Raw genomic sequence first — 21,347 nt, 5'->3', positions numbered from 1 at the left:
CCACAGCAAGGGGACTAGTATAATAACTTGCCTTATTTAAATTTGACCTGGTCAAGCAGAATTGTAACACCTAAAGCTTCATTTAATGTTTCTATTGCTAGGTCAGTAGTCAAGTAATTTGTAGTTTTAGTAGCAGCAATACTACGATCATACAAATCAAGAATTAAACAATTATACCTTAAACTACCATTAAAAAGGTGTGTATAGGTGAAATCGGTACAGCATTTAATATTTTTCTTTTCTGCTGTAAAATCTTGCTTTAGTAGGTTTTCAAAAACTTTATGTGCTTTGCCTTTAATAGATAAGCGTTTTGGAATCATACAATAACCCAATTTACCGTCGTATCTATTATATGTTGTTTTAATAAGCCCTTTCAAGGAAGTCCTTTTAATTTCTTGTTTTAGGGAACTTTTTTTTAGATCATTATAGTAAGCGTTTGGATATATTTTAAAACGATTTAATAACCATCTAACCCCAAATTAATCTATATTTTTATCAATAAATATATAAATTAATTTTCTATTCCCTTGGCAAAAAATGCTGCTGCCTTATTTTAAAAGCTTCCTTTCCTCTATCTCTTCGACTATCTCTTAACAACTTTTACAATTCATATATCTATTTAAAATTACAAAAGCTACTAAAAATTATATGTTTACCTTAAAATAAGAACTTAAATTCTATCTTTAGCTACACATACACCATTTTTTACAATATAACACTCTACATAATGATCTCCTTCAAAACTGCTTTCTTCTATTAATCTATCAAATTGTTCTTCTTTAATTTTAAATATTTCACCTCGGATACAGTTATTTTCTATAGCTTTCTTTCCATTGTTTTTTACTTTCCAGTATACTTGAAACGGATAGGGAACTTTATTGATATCTAAATAAAATTCTAGTATTCGATTCAATGGAATTTTTTTGCCTTCATTTCTTAATGTCGATAATTTTATAATTTGTTTTATTTGTATATCTCCATTTTCTATTTCATAGTCTGCAACTTTACAATCTAGTTTAACTAAATACCTATCTTCAATTGGCATTATATTTTCAATAAATTCTTCCGTATCATCATACTCAGTTAAAGATATATTTAAAGATTTCATCAAGCTAACTGTTTCTGATAAAGAACATAATCTTTTTTCATTTTCTTCATCATAAGCCCAAAATTCATGTTTGAAAAATTCGTTCCAAGCTTCAATAGCCTCTTTAAAGGTACAATTGTTATCAAATAAAATATCTAACTTACTCAATCTATCCTTAAGTCTATTAGCTAAGTTATTCATCTTATCCCTGTCTGATTCCTTTAACAGTAAACTTTGTTCAAAATCTGTTGGATTATAAACTTCAATGTCATTCTCCAATCTATTTTTAATTTCTTTAATTGTGTAATAAAACATTTCATCAATTCTATCATAATCTAGAATCTTCTCATCACATAGTACTGATTGAATGAGTCCCCCTGGCATTTTCCAATCGCTTCTTGATTTACAAAACATCTTAGATAGTCTTACTGCTTGTCTTAATTTTTCGCCATGAATTTTTATTTCATCTTTAAACCAATTATTAATTGCCCTGGGATTTCTTGAATTCCATTTTTCTGCACCTGCATGTTCATAATTATAACTACCATCATCATTTTTGATTCTTTTGTATATTGCAAAGTCTATATGGTAATTATCTGAATATACTATTCTAACGCAATTTGTTAGTGCCTCTGGTGGAGTCTTGAAGTTATTACATTTTCTATCTACTATTACATTTTTAACACATCTATGACCTAAACCATTTAAATTAGTATCGTCAAATACTATTGCTACATCAATATCATAATCATTTTTTTCATTTTGTGTTACTGTAGACATAGCAACACTACCTTGCTCTAAAGTTTCAGCAACTTTATAGTTTGTATTATTTTTTGTGTTATATTCATCAAGACCATCCTTAAGCCTTTGTATATTTAATTTTTTCTTTTCTCTAAGGTTGTTTGTTTCTTCTTTTGGAAGAACAACTTCATTATAATAAAACTTTTTAAAATCTGATGATAAATCATACATAATTCCTATATTCTCCCTGTTTTTTATTAATTTTCCTTTATCTTTTTCTGTAACTATTATCCCAAAATTATATTTAGGTGTATTCCCAAATTTAAAATGATAACTCATTATTAATGGCAACCTGTTTCTGTTTAGACTTATTTTTCTACCTAATTCAATTGATAAACAACTTGGAATTGCCCCTACTAAGTGAACGATCTCTAAGTTTGGATATACTGTCTTTAAATTCTCTATATTATCTATTATTGATTTTACATAATCCTCCAATTGTTTTCTAAGCTCAATTACATTATCTTTTGGATTTTGTAATCCTATATTTAAGGTATCTTTTCCTCTGAACTGCACTAAATCTTCATCAGTTATATTTTTAGTTATAGATACTGCTACTACAATTTCTTTTGATTGTTTATTAGTATTTTGTGTAGTTATATTTAAATCTGGATAACTTATTTTTTTCTGATACCACTTCTTTAACCCCAATGAAGAATATTTACCTTTGTTACGGTTATATTCAAGATACTCATCGATTTCAGTAGCAGATAAATATGTACCTGCTAAAATAGTAAAAGGTATTGAAAACATTCCAGTAAAAGCTTTTTTGAAATCACCGCTTTGATTTATAAAATTTTTAGCTTTTTCTTCAATTTCTTCAACTATATATTTACACGAACTTTGAGTTATGTTATTTGCATCATTAAACATTCTTACTACATCTATTTGATGTTCTTTTAGCTTAAAATCAGATATATTCAGATCTTTAACAGTCTTTCTATCACTTATTAATCTTCTATCTTTGCTAAGGATATTAAGCACAAAGAATCTATCTTTAATATTTTTATTGTAATATATTCCTAATAAAATTAATATAAACCCACAGATTAAAGATATAAGGTTTACTTCACTTGAACTTACTGTATTCGTATTAGTTAAAAATTTTTCTCCGAAGTCAAATATTCTATCAGTTAAACTTGGAAATGAAGATGTAATTAATCCCAATCCAGTTCCAACCAACATTCCCCCTGTTGTTTGTTCTTTATTAACATTCTTAATTTTAAGAACTAAAAATGCCAATAATACACATAAAACTATGGTAATTATCACAACTGCGTAATAATTCATTAATACCTCCTGTATATTTAAAGATAAGATAAAAAGTAGCTTTTTTATTAACTTATACTGTTTTCTATTCTAGTCTCGATTTGAGACTACCTTTATGCTTTGCAACTAAATTATCTTTTATGATTAAATATCCTTACCTTTCCACTTCAAAGCAACCCTTTACAATATACTCTAATTTTCTTTTTCTTCACTCAACAATTTCATTTCCATATCTTCTAAAGCCCTAGTATAATCTTTCTCCGCCTTAGAAATATCATCTATATGTAATTTTTTATATTTTTTATATTCTTCTTTAGCCTTTAGTTCAGCTGTCTTTGCACTAATTTTTCCTGCATGGGTAAGAATCTCATATTTAGATAATTTCAAGAATCCATCCAATGTTTCAATCCAGTCGGACATATACATCGGAATTCTTCTCCGTGCCTGCATTTCCGCAAACTCAAGATAAGCAGAAACAACACTATTTAATGCAGATAATTCCTCTTTATTACAATAATTTTTTGCTACCATTGCATCAGCCTGCTTAGGTCTTTCTCCCTGAAAACTCAACATACCCATATATGGCTTTTCGGCATCTACGGAGTAAAAAATCTTTTCAGCTGCAGTTTGTCCATGTGCCGCCCAATGCATTTTATTCTGTACAGTCTTAAAAAACAGCATTGATGTTTCAGCTCTCGGATCATAGTCGACGCTTGTTGAGTAAATATCAAGCACTTTTCTCCAAAAAACCTTCTCAGATGAACGTATATCACGAATGCGTTCTAATAATTCATCAAAATAAATTCCGCCTCCATTGTTTTTTAAAAGATCATCATTCATAGCAAAGCCTTTTTTCATGTACTCTTTTAAGATATTGATTGCCCAAATTCTAAATTGAGTTCCTCGTAATGATTTCACACGATAACCTACAGAAATAATTACATCTAAGTTATAGTAGTCTACATTATATGTTTTTCCATCAGCAGCAGTTGTTGCATAATTTGCAACAACTGAATTTCTCACCAACTCTCCTTCATTAAATACGTTCTTGATATGACGAGAAATTGTAGATTTATCACGTTGAAAAAGTTCTGCCATTTGGTCAATGGAAAGCCAAACAGTATCTTTATCAAAAGTAGTTTCTATTTTAGTCAAACCATCCTCGGTTTGGTACATTAGAATTTCAGAATTCATATGCACACTCCTTGCCTATTTTCTTTTATTATACATGCTTCTATAAAATCTCTCTATGAAAATACTAAAATGTAAAAAAGACCGAGATTTGGATTATTGAATATACCAAAACTCAGCCTATTTTTTAACATTAAATTTTTCTATATACTATTAAAGTTACTTTCTAGAAAAAGATATAATTACTAAATCATTATACAGAGCTGATTATCCCTTATAAGTTCCTACATATTTTTGCACTGAATATCCTTAAAACTAATATTTCTAAGATACAGTCGTTAATGTTATTTTTTAAATGTATTGTCTTATATTCCAGAAAATAAATTTAAATCTAGTTGTTCATAATTATTTGAACTATCTTTAATATCCAAAATATATAAGTACTCCCTTGCCCTTGTATATGCAGTTAACTTTAATATTCTTAGTTTATCTTCAGATTTATTATGATGTAATGGAGGCGGAATTAACCATCCCTTTTCTTTATTTAGTAGAAGAACTTTTGCTCCTAGAGAAGCCTTTTGGACGTTCTGGAGGGGCTGGAGGCAATCCGATTCCATTTTCTTTTAGTAAATTTTCAATTTGTTCAATTTCATTTTACAATTAAGCTTTGAAAAATATTTGATAGATTTATAAACATTCCTTGTTAAAATTATCTAGTATATTATTATTGAAAAAAGATTATAATATACTTAATCATAACTATAGTAACAGAAGTAGAACATAACCTTCTTTACTAGGACATAATCACTTTAAACGTATTTATTAGCACTAAAAAAGGATCATAAATATTGTATAAATATTCATAATCCTTGCATAAAGGTAAGTGAGCAAACCGTAAGCCGGGTTCTGTCGTGGATGATCATCTATCTGGGATGCAAGTTACCAAGCACCTCGTGCGACCTACCCGGGAACAGAGCGGGCTACTCCATGCGTTCCCCTATTAGGTCTTGCTCCAAGTGGGGTTTACCTAGCCAGCTAGTCACCTAGCTGCTGGTGCGCTCTTACCGCACCGTTCCACCCTTACCTTCAAAAGAAGGCGGTTTATTTCTGTGGCACTATCCTTGAGGTCACCCTCACTGGCCGTTAGCCAGCACCCTGCCCTATGGAGCCCGGACTTTCCTCAAACACAGCCTTGCGGCTTATGCCTGCGATCATCTAGTTTACTCAATTTATTATTTAGTATTCTTGTCAGGTACAAAGTATATCATACTAAATCTTAGATAACAACTGGGTTATTTTTCTATACATCTAAAACAAGGATGCGCCGACAATTTTCACAATAGTGTACGGTGTCTTGACTATTAACTTCTCTTAAATGCAATATGGATATCCCTATTCTACATCCTGAGCAGGCGCCATTATTTATTTTTGCAATTCCTCGATTATCATAGTCCTTTTGAATTTGTCTATATTTTTCTAATAGCTCTGGGCCAATTTCCCTGCTTAATTTTTCTATTTCTTCTTCTAATTCTACTTTTCTTAAATTAAATTTTTCTTTATTTTCTCTAAATTGTTCTAGATTTTCTTGGTAATCTTTAATTAATGTCTTTAATTGCTTTCCATCTTTACGCATTCCTTTTTTTTCATTTTCTAGATTTTCCATGTAATTTAAAATTTCTTCTTCTACCTCTTTTATTTCTTGTTTATTTGTTTCAACATTTTCCTGCATTACTTCTAACTCACGGGCTTCATTACAGCTGCCGTCATAAAGTTTGTTTTCTTTAATATTTTTATTATTTAATAAATCCTGGAGATTTTTTTCTTTATTTTGGATGACTCCTTCTTTTTCTCTTAGTTCATCTTTGTTATGTTCGTAATTTTCTTTAAGGGGAGCAATTTTATTTTTCATTTCTGTTAAAACATTTACTAAATCTTCTTGTTTTAATTCTTTTTTTACCCGCGTTAGTTCTTGTTCTTTTTGTTGTAAATCCCACAGCATTTTTGTTTTCATTTTATTTCCCCCTTTAATTCTATACAATAAAAGGATAGGAGCATATAACTATACCCCTATCCTTAAATAAACTTAAATGGCTCTGTATTAATTTTTGATTCAATAATTTCAAGTTCTGAAAAACTATTTTGCAGATATGCTGCTACTTTTTTCACTACTGGTACTTCGGTTGCAAAATGCCCAGCATCAATTAAACATATTCCTAAATTTTCTGCATCTTGGGCTTCATGAAATTTAAGGTCTCCTGTTAAGAAGACATCTGCACCTATATTAATGGCATCGTTTATTAAGCTTGCCGCACTACCTCCACATAAAGATACCTTTTTAATTTTAGTATCTAAATTTCCTACATATCTTAAACTATCAATGTTTAAAGCAGCCTTGACTTGTTTGATAAATTCTAAAAGGCTAGTTTCTTGCGGTAATATTCCTACTCTACCTAAGCCTACATTTTGGTCAAATGTATTTACTTGGCTACTTTTATCTAAGACTTTTACATCTGTCAGTTCTAAGAGATCAGCTAAGATATCATTAACTCCCCCTGGGCATGAATCTAAATTAGTATGTGCACAGTATAAGTTAATTTCAGATTTAATTAACTTTGTAATTAATTTCCCTTGCGGATTGTCGAGAGTAATATTAGCTAAAGGATTAAACATCGGATTATGATGGGCTATGATTAAATCAATGCCTTTTTCTATTGCTTCATTTACGACATGGAGAGTCACATCTAATGTGACCAAAATTTTTTGCACATTAGAGTCTATGCTACCTAACATAAGTCCTACATTATCCCATTTTTCTGCATATTCTTTTGGTGCTAATTGTTCAAATTGTTTAATTACATCTTTAACTCTGCTGGCCATCCTAACACCCTCTTTACATTTTGCCATTTATTTTTTATATTATCTGCTCTCTCTTTAGCCTTTATATTAGTACTATTTGCTAATTGACTTAATATTCCCTTCTCACTTTCAAGCAAGCTATCTAATGATGGTATTAATAAAGGATGCTTTGTTTCGACTAATTTTGGTCCTAAAAAGTATAAAATATCATCATCTATTTCCATTTTACCTTGTTCTAAAGACATTATTTCATAATAAAATCCTTCTTCTTCTACTAATTGTTCTTCCACTATCTTCCAGCCATTTTCTGATGCCCATCTGCGTAGTGCTTCTGCACCCACATGAGGCTGTAAAATCATATGTTTTAAGCTTTTAACTACTTCTGGTTTTTCTTCTAAAATTGTTCTCATTGTGGATCCGCCCATACCTGCAATGATTACTGTATCTACTTCACCGGGGCTTAAGACGCTTAGTCCATCACCTAATCTTGCTGTAACCTTATCTTCTACAAGGTATGCTTTTACTTGCTCCTGCGCAAATTTTAAAGGTCCTTCATTTAAGTCAGCAGCAATTACCTTAGGTGAGATATTCTCTTTGGCTATATAACAAGCGATTAAGGCATGGTCTGTCCCGATGTCTGCCACCGTATTTCCCTTAGGAATTAACTTTACTATTTCCTCTAAACGTTTAGATAATTTAATCATTATTAGCCACCTCAGCTCTATCATTTACTAATATTATAACCCAATATTAGTAGCGACTCAAACTATAACTAAACAAAAGAGAATATCTAAAGCAGATAAAATATTAAGGACATAATTTTGTTCTTGAACCAAAAAAGCCAGTACGTTGCCAAAGGCAAAATACTGACTTTCTTAGAGTAAAGTTATAAAATTGTATCTTTGAGAGGCGATATATATGAGCTATGACGTTTGCAGCCAGACTATCATAGTGTAAAACGCCGTAGACCCTATGGCTTTGTATCCCCGTGTTTAACCGGGTTTTCCCTTGGCATTATTCATTTTATTGCTTGTGCTTTACTTCTCCGGAACCCGAAGCATATCACCCTGATGGATTAGAGCGAACCTGCTTTTGTTGTTCAGCCGTTCCAACTCAGTCAAGGTGCATCCCAGTGTGTGTGCAATGAGCCAGAAGCTATCACCCTTTTGCACGGTATAGGTCGTGTACTTCAAGTTTTTCGGTACATCCGCCGTCACGCCCTGCATGGTATCGCTAGAGATCACCAGTTCTACTAAACGTCCCATCACTGCCGAGACCTCGGCACGTGTGGCTGTACCTTGCGGGTCGAAAAGATTTCCGTGCTTTCCACTGATTACGCCTGCCATCTGTATCTGCTTAACGGCATCCTTGGCGTAGACACTGATTTTAGTGCTGTCCGCAAAGGTGTTTTCCCCATAGACTTTCGGCATTGTGAAACCAATGACTTTAGCATAGTTCTGTATAATAACTGCCATCTGCTCACGGGTAATAGACTGATCCGGGGCAAATGTTCCATTGCCGGTGCCGTTTATGATGCTGTTTTTTCTCGCCCATTCAATGTAGCCCATGTAGTAAGCATCGCTTTTCACATCGGTGAAATTACTCTTTTTGTAGCCACTCACATCGGCATTTGCTAGTCGTCCTAGCACCGTGACAAACATTCCTCTTGTCATGGCAGTATTCGGACTGAAAATGGTAGCGGAAGTGCCGCTGAACAATCCACGGCTTACCACAAACTCAATATCATCCTTTGCCCAGTGGTTTGCAATGTCCGTGAATACGGTGTCGGCCTGTTTATAGCCGATGCCGTAGGTGGAAAAATGATCGGTGCTGAAACGCAGGACTTTTTCCACACTATCATAGACTGAGTTTACGAGCCAGTGTACCTTGCCATTTTCGTCCACATAAACAGCCTGCACATTCCTGGCCTTTTCGTTTGCGCCTAGGGTGTACGGGATAGTTACCGATACGCTGCCTGCACCAAAGTTCTGTACCTGTTTGTCGTTGCCGTAGTTCACCTTAAGGTCGAATACCGGGCGGCTACCAATGGCTCTTTTTGCTTCCCCGGTTAGCTTACCACTGTCTACGCGGTTAGCAGTGATATTCATATCAGACTTTGCTTGACTGTTGATTTCCCGAACGGTCGCCAAATCCATGCCGACTCTGATGTTAGGATTATCCACCACCACAATGGTGTTGACGATTTTCTTTGCGATGATGGTATCTTGCACGTTCTTTGGCAGATTGACCGTTACACTAGAGCCGGCCTTGATGCCGGTGTCTACACGGAGAACCACCGTGATGCCATTTCGCTCAGTTCCATTTTTCTTGGCGTCCGCCAGTGCCTTATCAAAAGCATCTGTCACGGTTTTGTCAGTGATGCTCACCATTACATTACCCTTGCTGTCCACTGTGCCTGGAACCTTAATTTCCCCCTGTATAGGAGAATTAGGTTTATCTGGTGTAGGTAGTGTAACGATGACAGAACTACTGTTGTCATTCGAGGAGCTTCCGCCGCTGCTTCCGGAGCCGCCACCGTTTGAGTTTGTCTTCACACTTAATCCCGTACTTGACACCGAACTTTCCGTGTCGCTTGTTTCAGCCACTCGCTGGTAGAACGTATACGTTGTGCTTTCAGTCAGACTGCTAAACACATTGTCTGTTTGCCACGTCGTACCGTCTTTTGAGAACTCGTAAGATGCATTTGCTGTAAGCGTTACGTTGTTATGTGTCTTTGAAACTAGCGTAGGAGCTTCTGGGGCAGACGGAGCTACTTTTTTTAACACTTTCGCTGTTGCCGTACTTGTGATTGTGCCTGTTTCTACGCTTGAGCTGATCTCTAGTGTTATCGTCTTTCCTAGGTCTGATTCTGTTACTGTATAGCTTGGTTCTGTGCCGACTTGTGCTCCAGCTACTTTCCATACATAGCTTAGAGTACCTGTGTTGTTACCCCCAACAAGTGAACCGTTCAGTACTTCGCCAATTCTTGGTGATTCATTGCTTATTATTGCTGTGCCTGTTAGAGCGCCTGCCGGAGCGAGGCTGGTCGTCACACTTAATCCTGTGCTTGACGCAGATTTTTCCGTGTCGCTTGTTTCAGCCACTCGCTGGTAGAACGTATACGTTGTGCTTTCAGTCAGACTGCTAAACACATTGTCTGTTTGCCACGTCGTACCGTCTTTTGAGAACTCGTAAGATGCATTTGCTGTAAGCGTTACGTTGTTATGTGTCTTTGAAACTAGCGTAGGAGCTTCTGGGGCAGACGGAGCTACTTTTTTTAACACTTCCGCTGTTGCCGTACTTGTGATTGTGCCGGTTTCTACGCTTGAGCTGATCTCTAGGGTTATTGGCTTTCCTAGGTCTGATTCTGTTACTGTATAGCTTGGTTCTGTGCCAACAATCGTTCCAGCTGCTTTCCATACATAGCTTAGCGTACCGGTGTTGTTGTTACCAACAAGTGAACCGTTCAGTACTTCGCCAATTCTTGGTGATTCATTGCTTATTATTGCTGTACCAGCGAGATCCAAACCATGCTGAGCAACCACAAGTCCTGTACCAGTGACGTATATCCAATATGTTGTTTGTGTCGTCTTGTTTTTTTCTTCAAATAAATCAATACCATTATTTTTTACAGTAAAATAATCAGATCCCTCTTCACGCTCAAATCGAATAATATTATAATTGAAAATATTACCGTAAATTGTAGCACTCTTTATAATGAGCGTATTACCATCGGAAATGTATAATGAATTATTACCTCCTTTTTTATAAATACCGTTTCCAACTAGCTCCAAAGTACTTCCACTACAAGAATTTGCTATTTGGATTGCTTCGGGTTGTCCTCCACCTGAGAGGGTCTTTTCATTAGCATCCAAAATATAGTTACTATTTGAAGTATAAATTATTATAATCCCAGTGATGTTTTTTAGTAGCTTAATTTTAATTGTACCATTATTATCTGTCACCTCAGCAATCCCTGAACCTTTATCGTCAAATAATTTTTGTATTTTGCTTGCATTAGCATCTGTAATTTTAATTTCCTCAATGTTTACGTTCTCTTCTGCTAACATTACAGCTTTGCTTCCCTCTACTTCAACTGCAAGTTGCCCTACCGTCACAGTAATCTGTGGCAGTTCAGCACTAACTGTGTAGCCCTCAATTATTGGTGAAAATACATAAATACCCTCAGTTTCCTTGTCATATTCCGGAGAAGTCCATATCACCGGAATGTCGATTTCGATTTCCTCCGATGCGCTGCTATCAGTTATTGAAGCTGTCCGCACCACGGCTGTCAGTGTTTCTGGCAGCTCTAAATCCTCTATGGATGTGCCAAGGGATACCACTTTTTCTGTTTCCTCTAGCGGTGCAAAGCTGATAATTTCTCCACCCCCGCCAATGGTCGTATGTGTTTCTTCCGCCATTGCCGAAACCGGCACCATGGTAAGTACCATGCACAGCGCAAGAAACATACTTAGTATTTTTTTCATAGGGTCTGTTCCTCCTTAAATAAAGTTGGTTTTCCTTGTTCCAGAAGTGTCTGTAATCTTTTGATTTCTTCTTTGGTGGCAAAACGAATATCGTTTTTCTCACAGAAGGGGCATTCCTTTACCTCTCCTGCCCGGTAGAATAAAAGGCCACAGTCTTCGCATGTGTAAATCATGCTATCCCCTCATTTCCGCATGAATATTGCAATTTTCTTCAAATGCCAAGCAACTGCCGTTTCTTGGCGTCAAATTCCTGCTGGGAAATGATGCCGTCTTCCATGAGCGCCTTGTATTTTTTGATTTCCTCGATGGCATCAGCAGGGGGTGCTATAGTTTTATTTACCTGCTGTGCCGTACTAGATCCGCTGGACTGCTCTGGTGCACCCGGAAAGGCAACTGCCTTGAATGCAGCCACTAGCTTTTCAAGTTCCTCAATGCTTCTCTGATAAGAACGGAGGTAGTCGTTCACATCCGGGTGAGTATTATCAAATCGGGGTCCATCCATATCACATTTGATCACCGCCCAATAAGGATGGTCGAAATGTAACTCCACGTTGAACATACGAAAAGGCTCTGGTACATTAAAAGATTGTACTGGTGCCGACCCGTTTGCCTTGCCGTCATCTAGCTTGTCAAGTGCTCGGACCATTTGCCTATTCATCACAAACTGGCTGATTTGCGGAGCAATAGCCATGGCACAACCTGATACGGTGCTGGCATAACGTTGTATGCCAGCCGCCGAACCCTCAAACAGGAGCGCATTATCTTCTTTGATGGTAAATGATTTCAGTTGTTTGCCTTGTCACTCTCTACATCAATTTTGCCGTAACAAGTGTCACAGATGTATTCGCCCTCGATTTTCGATGGCAAAAACCATGAAATCTTACCGCCGCAGATGGGGCAAGGGGGTTTTTTAGAAAATAAGCCCATAATCAGTTCCTCCATTTATTTTAATCATCTCGTTCCACCGCCCGAACCGCCACCTATGGAGCCGCTGCCCCCGCCAAGGGAAGCAAATCCGCCCCCTCCTCCGCTTCGCTTTTCCTGTTCGTGCTGCTCTTCGGCTTTCTTCATATTGCTATAAAGCAAATAGTGATAGGAATAAGCAGTTGCCATGCTTTGGCTGTAATCGGACAATTCAGATAAGAGTGACGGATATAGCTCTTTCATTTGCTCCGCTACCTGATCGGCGATGCCAAACAGCATAGCATAAGACAGTAATTCCCGCCAAATCGGTATTTCCTTAACGCCCCGCTCGGCAACCAATGAAAAATCCATCAGATATCGCTTAAGGCCCATTAGCTGGCCTAGCTCCTGCTCACCGGATGGCGTCAAGTCGGTTAATTTGGCAGGAATATTCCAACGTTTCAGACATTGCTTTTGATTCAAATAGGATCTACCTGCACTATCATGCTTTTGAATATAGGCACGAAGTAGCGTATCCTTTTGATTCGCAAAGCGTTCCAGCTCCTTTGCCTGCAAAGTGCGATCTGAACCAGCTGCACCCTCTAATACCGTATAAAGGTACTCATCATACTCATTCATTTTGTCATGCTGGCTGCTCATGATCCGCAAGCTGACTGTTTCTCGTGTCTTGCCCATATATCCTACTTCCTGCGTTTCCACAGGGGATAGACAGCCCAGCTGGATTAGCCGAAGCATCCCTGTGGCAAGGATAGCACCATCCTCGCACATATCAAACATTCTCCCCAATGCATACGTAGCGCTCAGTATGCCATCGTTAGGAAGATCCCTATAATACCCGAACTTCTCTGCGAACCTTTGCCGTTTTTTCTCTGCGCTTTTCTTTTTTATCCTGCGAATCCAAATAATCAGCCCGATGGGAAGTCCGATAGAAAACAGTACCACAGTAAGTGCTGTAAATGTAGATACTTCTTCACCATTTGAGCCGATTTCATCGTAATCGCTACCCAAAAGGGCTTTTTCCCGCACTTCTTCAAAGCTCCCCGTCTCCTGCCGTGAGGGGGACAGGATTCCCTTATCCATGGCAAGCAGCACCGTTACATGGTTTTCCGTGGAGAGTGGGGTATCTGTACGAGCAACAATGCTTCCATTTTCAAACACTACCTCACCCGCGAAACCAAAACCCCATATAGAGGCAATGTCATCGGTAATAGGAGTTCCATCCGCAAGCTCAATTTTTACCGTCACATCAGTAGGGGTGGTATTCATTCCGTCATTGATGAATCGAAAATTTACACCGTCCCTGTCGCTGTAACCGCCTACCACATTATCTAACTTATATTCAATGGTATAGTGGTTTTGCCCATATCTGCTGATACCGAAGCTGATTTCATAACCGCTGTCTGTATTATGAATGCCGCATTTTCTTCCCTTTTGTTCAAAGCTCCAGTCAATGTTCCAATCCGACAAGGTATCATATTTGCCGTTTTGGTCGGAGACCGTAAGCTCACTGATGGTCAGATAATCTGGCGCATTCATGGGAATATAGATTTCTGTTCCTTCATCAAAGCGCCCTGACCAGCTCTGCCTAATGCGCATGGATCCATCCTCGTTAATGACAGCCTGAATATCCATGGTATTTACCTTATTTGCGGCATAAACGGGGAGAGAGAGGGAAAATAATAGGACAAGGGTTAAAATTAGATAGCTTACGCTTTTTCTCATAGAACACCTCATTTCATGCTAGGCATATCCGCCTTACCAGCCTGTTCCACAAGATACTCTCTTTGCTGAAAGCCCAACATTCCAGCAATCATGGAGATCGGGAACATTCGGATTTCACGGTTGAGCTTGGTCACGCTGTCGTTGTAAATCAGGCGACTGGTGCGCACCATGTTTTCAAAAGTTTCCACTGCGTCCATGGTTTTGATATACGTTTGGTTTGCCTTTAATTCAGGGTATTGCTCCGTTACCATGGCAATCCTGCCTAGGGCTTCGGATATCACTCCTTCCTGGCGTAACACATCATCTGGTGTAGATTTTGCCGTAATCACACTTCTTCTTGATTTGATTGTTTCAATCAGTGTTTCGCTTTCGTGCTTTGCGTAGGCCTTTGTCAAATCCAAAAGAGCTGTCAGTGCATCAAAACGACTTGACAGCTGCACCCCGATTTGACTCATGGAATTGCTGATATTTTCATCAAGCACGACCAGTTTGCGCTGTGTGGAAATTGTCCATAGAACAATGACCGCAACAATTACGGTGATTGCGATGAAAGTTGGCAGCATAATGTTTTCCCTCCTCTTTCTGTTTTTAGAAAACAAGGAGCCTTTCAGGCCCCCTGCCTGTGTTGATCCTGGGAAATCAAAGACATCCATTGGAATTTATTTGAAGTTAAATTACTCTACGCCCATGGCATCGAGTAGTGCTCCTAATTTTGCATCATAATCATTCAACAACTCTGCCACTGTATCCAGCTTTGCGCCATCATTTTCTGCACTTGCCTCATATAATGTTTGTTGATATAACGCAAGGGCCTTTACACATGCATTGAGCGCCGCCACCTCGTCATCATAATGGTTGGTTTCCCATGTTGTGTTTTGCACATCTTGAAGCATCCCAGCGGAATCTTCTGCCAATTTCCCGTATGCGTCCAGGAGTGCGCTTTCTTCTTTTTGACCACTTTTCACTTCTTCCAATAATGTGGCAAGTTCCTGCTGTCCGGTATAATTTTCAATAACGCGATCAAAAAACCCCTCAAGCTTTGCGTAATCCTCAACCGAAGCCCCTTGCTGATTCGCTGGTGATGTTTCTCCATCAGCCTCACCACCGCAGGCTACAAGGCTTAGGGTCATAACAAGTGCCATCATAAGTACCAATATTTTTTTCATTTCAAATCCTCCCTTTTCTTTTGCTTTGCTGTGCTGAAAGCATTCCATTGCATTAAATCTATCAAAATTTCCACGAAAAAACCGTCTGCTGCATGAAATATGATTTTTTCGACATGAATCATGGTTTTAGATATTAAAAAAGTTTTACGCCGATTTGATAATGTCTACTGTACTAGCCCCGTATAAGCCACGCCGGGCTGGATGACCGCCTTACTTACCGCATCATCCCAATAAATATTGAACTGCGATGCCGTGCCAGATATTTTCTGTGCAAACTCGCGCAGCTGAAGGTAGTTAGTATCGCCGGCAATCAACCGGGCATCTGAAAATGTAAAGACTTTGCCATTTAGCTTGAACTTCGTGTCGCTCTTTCGGATATTCGTTGTATTTTGGAGCTTAGTTTCGCTAATTACACTACTGTACGGCTTGCCGGGCTCAATTACGGCATACTGTCCATCCCAGCCCACATCAAACTGTGCAGCAGTTCCATTAAGCAGTGCTGCAATTGCACGCAGCTGCAAGTAATTAGTACCATTTATGGTGTACGCCGCCGTGACGGATACAGAATGGCTGTTCATCATAAAACTCGTCTTGCTTGGTGTGGCAGTTACAATACTCATGGACGGTGTCCCTGGTTTTACAACAGGAACTGGAGGGGTTACAGCCTTAGCCGGAACTTTATCCTTGCTCAAGACATTAAATGTAAACTCGGCATGAGAAGGAGCGTCCATTTTTGTATATTCCCACAATATAATAGGGGTTCCTACCTCAGCCTTTTGCCCGGAAACATTGAGTATCATGTTAGTGTTCGTGGACGGACGCAGGCTGAAATTATCGTGGTCTCCATAGTCTTTCTTTTCGGAGTAGCTGTTCCAAAGATAAGGGGTTTTTACTGCCTTTACCCGTACTCCATTTTTTATGGGGTCAGCTATTCCCAAATACCTTCCATCCCCCATCCTCAAGGTTATTTGCTTGTTCCCCATGTTTTGCACATAAAATTCATAAGTTCCCGGGATGCAGCTCATGACGTCAATTTCTGCACCACCATTTTTGTGTATGTTTATATTGCGTTTAAAGATCGTGTTTCTATGCCCGTCCCATGCGCTGGGTCTCACATCAAGCTGGTACCAGCCATCTGCGGGCGTTTTTGGAGCTCCGGGATCCACCCAGGATGTATCTGCATGAATAAACCGGAACTCCCCATGATTAGGAGCATCAGGAGAGCGGAAACTCGGACAAAGCCAACGATCTATATGTGTCCATAAAATAATAGGGGTTCCATCTGCGCTTTTCTGCCCAGATGCGTTCATAAAAATATCTTTATTCATCCGTGGGCGGAGGCTCCAAATATCCTTGTCGTTTTCGCTGTAAATGTCCCAACGAAACATAGGATCTTTGGATATACCCGCGTTTGGGTCACCCGCCACCGTCTTTACTCGTACTCCGTCTTTTATGGTACCTTCTATTCCTAAATACCTTCCATCCTGCGTTTCCAAGCCATATGCACCAGTTCCCCAGTAATGTACACGGAACTTTGTGTTTCCTTCTGGAGTGTTGGTTTTGTCGCGCAGTTCCGCTTTGCCATTCGCATCTAAATTAAGATAGTTGCCCATACACCGAAGATAGTACCAGCCTTCTTTGAGTTTAGCATTGTAGTTATTAGCTGCCATGGCCGTTGCCGGCAGTAGTGTCAGCATCATACACAGGGTGAGTAAGATACTCATAAATCGCTTTTTCATCATATTTTTGCTCCTTCTCAAGTTTTATTTCATATCTTCACCATACCATAAACTTCCTTTAAAAATCGTCTGCTGCATGAAACATGATTTTTTTGACATGAATCATAGTTTCGGAATTCAATTTTTATGGTAAAATTATCATAAAATTAGGATAATAGAGAAGTGGAGGAATATTTATGCTACAGGTTGCGGTTTGTGATGACAATATTGATGAGCTATCCAATATGGTACAGCTCATCAACTTATATAGAGCATCAAAAAACTTTAGCTGTGAATACGCCGTCTTTCCAAACGGATTTGAGTTGGTTTCGGCCTTAGAAAAAGGAAAACGGTTTGATATATACTGTCTGGATATTATTATGCCGGGCTTTATGGGTATTGATGTCGCAAAGGAAATCCGTGGTTTTGACAAAACCGCACCAATTTTATTCTTTACATCATCGCCCGAATTTGCTTTGGAGAGCTATTCAGTGAAAGCGATTAACTATGTACTAAAGCCAATCTCAAAAGAAAAACTGTTCTTCACCTTTGACGAAATGCTAGAGCAGATAAAAACACAAAAAGATGAGGATGCGATTATCGTAAAAAGTAATGAGGGCATTCAAAAAATACTAATCTCCAATTTGACTTTTGCTGAGGTTATCGGGAGAAATGTACTGTATCACCTGCGCTCCGGCAAGGTAATCGAATGTACAGAGTCTTTTTCCTCTGTCTGCGATAATCTTCTGAAATATGGCTGTTTTATCAAACCCCACCGCTCCTATCTTGTGAATATGCAGTATGTGGATACCATCAAAAATCATCAGGTGACCTTACAGACCCTTTCCTCTATCCCTGTTGCTCAGGGCAAGGCGCGAGAGATAAAGCAGCAATATCTGCATTATCAAATGGAGGAGGAATAAGCGGGTGGTAGAAACAGCTATTGAATTCTCTCGTTACTTTATTGCCCTGTTATTCGGTGTGGCGGTTGCGGTCAATTTCACAGGAATGGTACGTACACGGAAAAATTATCTGGCTCTTGGGTGCCTTACCATCATTTTATTTATTTTACAATTCGTCTGCCTGCAGCTTTGGGGCATGGGCATGACACTAAAAATATATCCGCTGCTTTCTCATTTGCCGGTTGCTGTTTTTATCGCCCTTTACTTAAAGCGGTCATGGCTTATTTCACTAACCAGTATGTTTGTCTCCTTCCTGTGCTGCCAGCCACCCCGTTGGATTGGTACTGTTGTAGGTGAAACTTTTAACAATGCTTCTATGAACCATATCGGTTATATTGTGACTGCATTTCTGATGTACTATTTTCTAGAAAAATATGCGGTTAACTCTATTCAGCATCTATTGGAACGCTCTGTTAAATCCTGCCTACTGTTTGGTGCCATGCCAGCCTTTTACTATCTATTCGACTATGCCGGCACTGTTTACACAGATTTTATGTATAGTGGGGCACGCACGGCTGTACAATTTATGCCCTTCGTGACATCGGCATTCTATTTGGTGTTTGTTCTCCTTTACTATGCCGAAACGCAAAAACAGGCTAGCATCCAAAGAGAACGGGATATGCTGGATACGCAGTTTAGGCAGGCGCAGACAGAGTTTGCTTCTCTGCGGCAGCTGCAGCAGAATGCTGCGGCCTATCGGCACGATATGCGCCACCATTTCGCTCTTTTGCAGGGGCTGGCAGCCAAGGGACACATAGAGGAACTCAAAGAGTATCTGCAGACTGCCCAGTCCGATATGGATGCCATAACGCCCATACGCTTTTGCGAAAATGAAACCGTCAATCTGATTTTGTCCGCATTTGCCACCAAAGCAAAACAATCAGGAATCCTGTTGACGGTAGAAGCAAGACTGCCTGACTCGCTTCCGTTTAGCGACACCGAGCTTTGCTCACTATTGTCAAATGCTTTGGAAAACGCCATACATGCCTGTGACAATATAGTAGACAGCAATGAACGCTATATCAAGCTGCGTGTGTATTCCAAAAATAATAAGCTGTGCATTGACATCCGCAACAGTTATCAGGTAGAACCGATATTCCATCATGGCTTGCCTGTATCTAAAGAACAGGGACACGGTTTTGGCACAAAAAGCATGGCACATATCGTGGAAAAACATGGAGGTGTATTCCAGTTTTCGGTCAAGGATGGCTGGTTTATATTTCAGGCAACTACATAATCTATTAATTAACCTTATTTTCCGCTATTTATATCAGTTCACATGAGTAGTTTAAGGGAACACCAAAAGATGTGCAAAAAAGGTAATCTGCAGACAGTAAAAACGCACTGTCTGCCGATATATGCCCACCATTAGCCACATTTCAAATGTTTCCCTATGGTAGTGTGCCTATACTTTAATTATGTAACTACTACGCTACTTTTTTATTTCATAATCTTCAGTAATGAAATTCCCCACATTAGATTTTCGCCAGTTTCTTTTTCTCTTATTTTAATAAAACTAAAAAATCCACTTAAAAACTTTTCCCATACCTTAGCATTTTGAACCTTTACCTCTTTAGACTGTTTTCTTATTTTAATACTATCATCTACTATTTCTTGTAATTCTTGTAAGACGTTTGCGAGTCTTCTTTGAATGTTATTATTATCAGACATAATCTCTCCTCCTATATTTCTTAAAGTACTATATCCTATTCAAGAGTAGGGTAGTCTGATACCAAAATTTTAGTTAAGTGCATTTATATACAAAAAAACCTATTGCAAATGCAATAGGTTTCTGTTTGGTGGGCGATGACAGGATCGAACTGCCGACCCCCTGCTTGTAAGGCAGGTGCTCTCCCAGCTGAGCTAATCGCCCAAAATGGTGACCCGTAGGGGATTCGAACCCCTGAGTGCTAGCGTGAAAGGCTAGTGAGTTCAGCCACTTCTCCAACGGGCCAATATGAAAATTTCAAATGGTGGGCCCACCTGGGTTCGAACCAGGGACCATCCGGTTATGAGCCGGATGCTCTACCACTGAGCTATAGGCCCTAAGTCGCAGTGGTTACCGCGACAAGATTCATTATACGTATTTCTAGTTAATAAGTCAACTATATTTTAAAATTATTTTAATCTAAATAATCTTTTAATTTACGGCTTCTACTAGGATGTCTTAGTTTTCTTAAAGCCTTGGCTTCAATTTGTCTAATTCTTTCTCTCGTAACCCCAAATTCTTGACCAACTTCCTCTAATGTCCTTGAACGTCCGTCATCTAAACCAAAACGTAGTCTTAATACCTTTTCTTCTCTTGGAGTTAAAGAATCTAATACACCTTCTAATTGTTCTCTTAAAAGAATGTATGATGCTGCTTCAGCTGGTGCTGGTGCGTCTTCATCTTCAATAAAATCACCAAGATGACTATCTTCTTCTTCACCAATTGGAGTCTCTAAAGAAACTGGTTCTTGAGCAATTTTCAGTATTTCTCTAACTCTTTCCACAGGTATTTCCATTTCTACTGAAATCTCTTCAGGAGTTGGTTCTCTACCAAGTTCTTGCAAAAGATGACGAGATATACGAATAAGTTTATTAATCGTTTCTACCATATGAACAGGTATCCGAATAGTACGTGCTTGGTCAGCGATAGCTCTAGTTATAGCTTGCCTGATCCACCAAGTTGCATAAGTACTAAACTTAAAACCTTTACGATAATCAAACTTTTCTACAGCTTTTATGAGGCCAAGATTACCTTCTTGAATTAAATCTAAAAACAACATACCGCGCCCTACATATCTTTTAGCTATACTAACAACTAGCCTTAAGTTTGCTTCACATAATTCCCTTTTAGCTGCTTCGTCTCCTTCTTCCATTAAAAGAGCAAGCTTTACTTCTTTTTCTGCGGTCAATAAAGGTACTCTACCAATTTCCTTTAAGTACATTCTTACTGGATCATCAATGCCAATACCTTCAGGGACAGATAAATCTAATTCGACCTCTTCTTCGTCTTCGTCATCTTCTTTATCTGTCGAGTCTTTATCTTCTTGTGCTTCTTCCTTACCTACTACTTCTATACCCATAGTCGAAAATTGTTCATAGATATCATCTATTTGGTCAGGATTTAATTCTACTCCTTGTAAAGCATCCATGATTTCCTTGTAAGTAAGACTTCCATTTTTTTTACCTTTTACAATAAGTTCTTTTACCGTTTCTACTTTCATTTCTTTGTTCATCTT

Annotated in this window: 18 protein-coding genes, 3 tRNA genes, 1 other RNA gene and 1 riboswitch; of the genes, 2 read left to right on the top strand and 20 right to left on the bottom strand. The window is 38.4% G+C overall.

Annotated features, from left to right (window positions below):
- Positions 1-32 precede the first annotated feature (32 nt).
- From B8965_RS06630 to B8965_RS06570, 15 genes are all read right to left on the bottom strand, one after another.
- Entirely contained in the window at positions 33-320 is a 288-nt protein-coding gene (locus tag B8965_RS06630; RefSeq protein ID WP_084053052.1) for a hypothetical protein, read from the bottom strand.
- 350 nt (positions 321-670) lie between these two features.
- Positions 671-3,178, bottom strand: coding sequence for a nucleotide-binding domain-containing protein (locus tag B8965_RS12300; protein ID WP_143334237.1), 2,508 nt, complete (start codon positions 3,176-3,178; stop codon positions 671-673).
- A 171-nt stretch (positions 3,179-3,349) separates the two neighbouring features.
- Positions 3,350-4,351: a virulence RhuM family protein gene (locus B8965_RS06620; RefSeq protein WP_084053051.1), complete on the bottom strand. Its 1,002-nt coding sequence runs from the start codon at positions 4,349-4,351 to the stop codon at positions 3,350-3,352.
- Positions 4,352-4,653: 302 nt separating this feature from the next.
- Positions 4,654-4,905: a hypothetical protein gene (locus B8965_RS12595; RefSeq protein ID WP_200805886.1), complete on the bottom strand. Its 252-nt coding sequence runs from the start codon at positions 4,903-4,905 to the stop codon at positions 4,654-4,656.
- Positions 4,906-5,168: 263 nt separating this feature from the next.
- Positions 5,169-5,515: RNase P RNA component class A (rnpB, locus tag B8965_RS06615), an RNA gene on the bottom strand.
- 73 nt (positions 5,516-5,588) lie between these two features.
- A complete protein-coding gene (locus tag B8965_RS06610; protein WP_084053050.1) occupies positions 5,589-6,299 on the bottom strand; it encodes a zinc ribbon domain-containing protein in 711 nt (236 codons plus the stop codon).
- A gap of 62 nt (positions 6,300-6,361) precedes the next feature.
- Complete coding sequence (locus B8965_RS06605; protein WP_084053049.1) at positions 6,362-7,192, bottom strand: Nif3-like dinuclear metal center hexameric protein; 831 nt, start codon at positions 7,190-7,192, stop codon at positions 6,362-6,364.
- On the bottom strand, positions 7,141-7,848 hold the full coding sequence (locus B8965_RS06600) for a tRNA (adenine(22)-N(1))-methyltransferase (RefSeq protein WP_159446292.1): 708 nt from the start codon (positions 7,846-7,848) through the stop codon (positions 7,141-7,143). The genes B8965_RS06605 and B8965_RS06600 overlap by 52 nt, the downstream gene beginning before the upstream one ends.
- Positions 7,849-8,074: 226 nt before the next feature.
- Positions 8,075-8,161: riboswitch (cyclic di-GMP riboswitch) on the bottom strand.
- A 20-nt stretch (positions 8,162-8,181) separates the two neighbouring features.
- Positions 8,182-11,631 carry an S-layer homology domain-containing protein gene (locus B8965_RS06595; RefSeq protein ID WP_084053047.1) on the bottom strand — a complete coding sequence of 1,150 codons (3,450 nt, stop codon included), beginning with the start codon at positions 11,629-11,631 and terminating at the stop codon, positions 8,182-8,184.
- A 211-nt stretch (positions 11,632-11,842) separates the two neighbouring features.
- Positions 11,843-12,322, bottom strand: coding sequence for an SHOCT domain-containing protein (locus B8965_RS06590; RefSeq protein WP_242941945.1), 480 nt, complete (start codon positions 12,320-12,322; stop codon positions 11,843-11,845).
- 92 nt (positions 12,323-12,414) lie between these two features.
- Positions 12,415-12,558: a DUF4428 domain-containing protein gene (locus B8965_RS12780; RefSeq protein WP_242941944.1), complete on the bottom strand. Its 144-nt coding sequence runs from the start codon at positions 12,556-12,558 to the stop codon at positions 12,415-12,417.
- Between the two features lie 24 nt (positions 12,559-12,582).
- Positions 12,583-14,277: a DUF2207 family protein gene (locus tag B8965_RS06585; protein ID WP_084053046.1), complete on the bottom strand. Its 1,695-nt coding sequence runs from the start codon at positions 14,275-14,277 to the stop codon at positions 12,583-12,585.
- An 8-nt stretch (positions 14,278-14,285) separates the two neighbouring features.
- Positions 14,286-14,930, bottom strand: coding sequence for a LemA family protein (locus tag B8965_RS06580; protein ID WP_423237165.1), 645 nt, complete (start codon positions 14,928-14,930; stop codon positions 14,286-14,288).
- A 21-nt stretch (positions 14,931-14,951) separates the two neighbouring features.
- A complete protein-coding gene (locus B8965_RS06575; protein ID WP_084053044.1) occupies positions 14,952-15,443 on the bottom strand; it encodes a hypothetical protein in 492 nt (163 codons plus the stop codon).
- Positions 15,444-15,607: 164 nt separating this feature from the next.
- Positions 15,608-17,185: an RICIN domain-containing protein gene (locus B8965_RS06570; RefSeq protein WP_084053043.1), complete on the bottom strand. Its 1,578-nt coding sequence runs from the start codon at positions 17,183-17,185 to the stop codon at positions 15,608-15,610.
- Positions 17,186-17,358: 173 nt separating this feature from the next.
- Here B8965_RS06570 and B8965_RS06565 point away from each other — a divergent pair, with 173 nt between their 5' ends.
- A complete protein-coding gene (locus tag B8965_RS06565; protein WP_084053042.1) occupies positions 17,359-18,084 on the top strand; it encodes a LytR/AlgR family response regulator transcription factor in 726 nt (241 codons plus the stop codon).
- 4 nt (positions 18,085-18,088) lie between these two features.
- Positions 18,089-19,360 carry a sensor histidine kinase gene (locus B8965_RS06560; RefSeq protein ID WP_200805885.1) on the top strand — a complete coding sequence of 424 codons (1,272 nt, stop codon included), beginning with the start codon at positions 18,089-18,091 and terminating at the stop codon, positions 19,358-19,360.
- A gap of 203 nt (positions 19,361-19,563) precedes the next feature.
- Here B8965_RS06560 and B8965_RS06555 read toward each other — a convergent pair whose 3' ends face one another.
- The 5 genes from B8965_RS06555 to rpoD form a co-directional block, all read right to left on the bottom strand.
- A complete protein-coding gene (locus B8965_RS06555; protein ID WP_084053041.1) occupies positions 19,564-19,794 on the bottom strand; it encodes a hypothetical protein in 231 nt (76 codons plus the stop codon).
- A gap of 126 nt (positions 19,795-19,920) precedes the next feature.
- A tRNA-Val gene (locus B8965_RS06550) sits at positions 19,921-19,996 on the bottom strand.
- 4 nt (positions 19,997-20,000) lie between these two features.
- Positions 20,001-20,077, bottom strand: a tRNA-Glu gene (locus tag B8965_RS06545).
- Positions 20,078-20,094: 17 nt separating this feature from the next.
- A tRNA-Ile gene (locus B8965_RS06540) sits at positions 20,095-20,169 on the bottom strand.
- Positions 20,170-20,246: 77 nt separating this feature from the next.
- Positions 20,247-21,344, bottom strand: a complete 1,098-nt coding sequence (gene rpoD / locus B8965_RS06535; protein ID WP_084053040.1) for an RNA polymerase sigma factor RpoD — start codon at positions 21,342-21,344, stop codon at positions 20,247-20,249.
- Between the last annotated feature and the right edge of the window lie 3 nt (positions 21,345-21,347).

The organism is Desulfonispora thiosulfatigenes DSM 11270 (assembly GCF_900176035.1).
GTDB classification, from domain to species: Bacteria; Bacillota; Peptococcia; order Peptococcales; family Desulfonisporaceae; genus Desulfonispora; species Desulfonispora thiosulfatigenes.
This window is presented reverse-complemented; position numbering and strand designations above follow the sequence as displayed.

What these genes read in the sequence shown, in the direction of transcription:
- B8965_RS06630 (WP_084053052.1), bottom strand. Translation starts at nt 320, where the DNA reads ATGATTCCAAAACGCTTATCTATTAAAGGCAAAGCACATAAAGTTTTT.
- B8965_RS12300 (WP_143334237.1), bottom strand. Translation starts at nt 3,178, where the DNA reads ATGAATTATTACGCAGTTGTGATAATTACCATAGTTTTATGTGTATTA.
- B8965_RS06620 (WP_084053051.1), bottom strand. Translation starts at nt 4,351, where the DNA reads ATGAATTCTGAAATTCTAATGTACCAAACCGAGGATGGTTTGACTAAA.
- B8965_RS12595 (WP_200805886.1), bottom strand. Translation starts at nt 4,905, where the DNA reads ATGGAATCGGATTGCCTCCAGCCCCTCCAGAACGTCCAAAAGGCTTCT.
- B8965_RS06610 (WP_084053050.1), bottom strand. Translation starts at nt 6,299, where the DNA reads ATGAAAACAAAAATGCTGTGGGATTTACAACAAAAAGAACAAGAACTA.
- B8965_RS06605 (WP_084053049.1), bottom strand. Translation starts at nt 7,192, where the DNA reads ATGGCAAAATGTAAAGAGGGTGTTAGGATGGCCAGCAGAGTTAAAGAT.
- B8965_RS06600 (WP_159446292.1), bottom strand. Translation starts at nt 7,848, where the DNA reads ATGATTAAATTATCTAAACGTTTAGAGGAAATAGTAAAGTTAATTCCT.
- B8965_RS06595 (WP_084053047.1), bottom strand. Translation starts at nt 11,631, where the DNA reads ATGAAAAAAATACTAAGTATGTTTCTTGCGCTGTGCATGGTACTTACC.
- B8965_RS06590 (WP_242941945.1), bottom strand. Translation starts at nt 12,322, where the DNA reads ATGGCTATTGCTCCGCAAATCAGCCAGTTTGTGATGAATAGGCAAATG.
- B8965_RS12780 (WP_242941944.1), bottom strand. Translation starts at nt 12,558, where the DNA reads ATGGGCTTATTTTCTAAAAAACCCCCTTGCCCCATCTGCGGCGGTAAG.
- B8965_RS06585 (WP_084053046.1), bottom strand. Translation starts at nt 14,277, where the DNA reads ATGAGAAAAAGCGTAAGCTATCTAATTTTAACCCTTGTCCTATTATTT.
- B8965_RS06580 (WP_423237165.1), bottom strand. Translation starts at nt 14,930, where the DNA reads ATGGATGTCTTTGATTTCCCAGGATCAACACAGGCAGGGGGCCTGAAA.
- B8965_RS06575 (WP_084053044.1), bottom strand. Translation starts at nt 15,443, where the DNA reads ATGAAAAAAATATTGGTACTTATGATGGCACTTGTTATGACCCTAAGC.
- B8965_RS06570 (WP_084053043.1), bottom strand. Translation starts at nt 17,185, where the DNA reads ATGATGAAAAAGCGATTTATGAGTATCTTACTCACCCTGTGTATGATG.
- B8965_RS06565 (WP_084053042.1), top strand. Translation starts at nt 17,359, where the DNA reads ATGCTACAGGTTGCGGTTTGTGATGACAATATTGATGAGCTATCCAAT.
- B8965_RS06555 (WP_084053041.1), bottom strand. Translation starts at nt 19,794, where the DNA reads ATGTCTGATAATAATAACATTCAAAGAAGACTCGCAAACGTCTTACAA.
- rpoD (WP_084053040.1), bottom strand. Translation starts at nt 21,344, where the DNA reads ATGAACAAAGAAATGAAAGTAGAAACGGTAAAAGAACTTATTGTAAAA.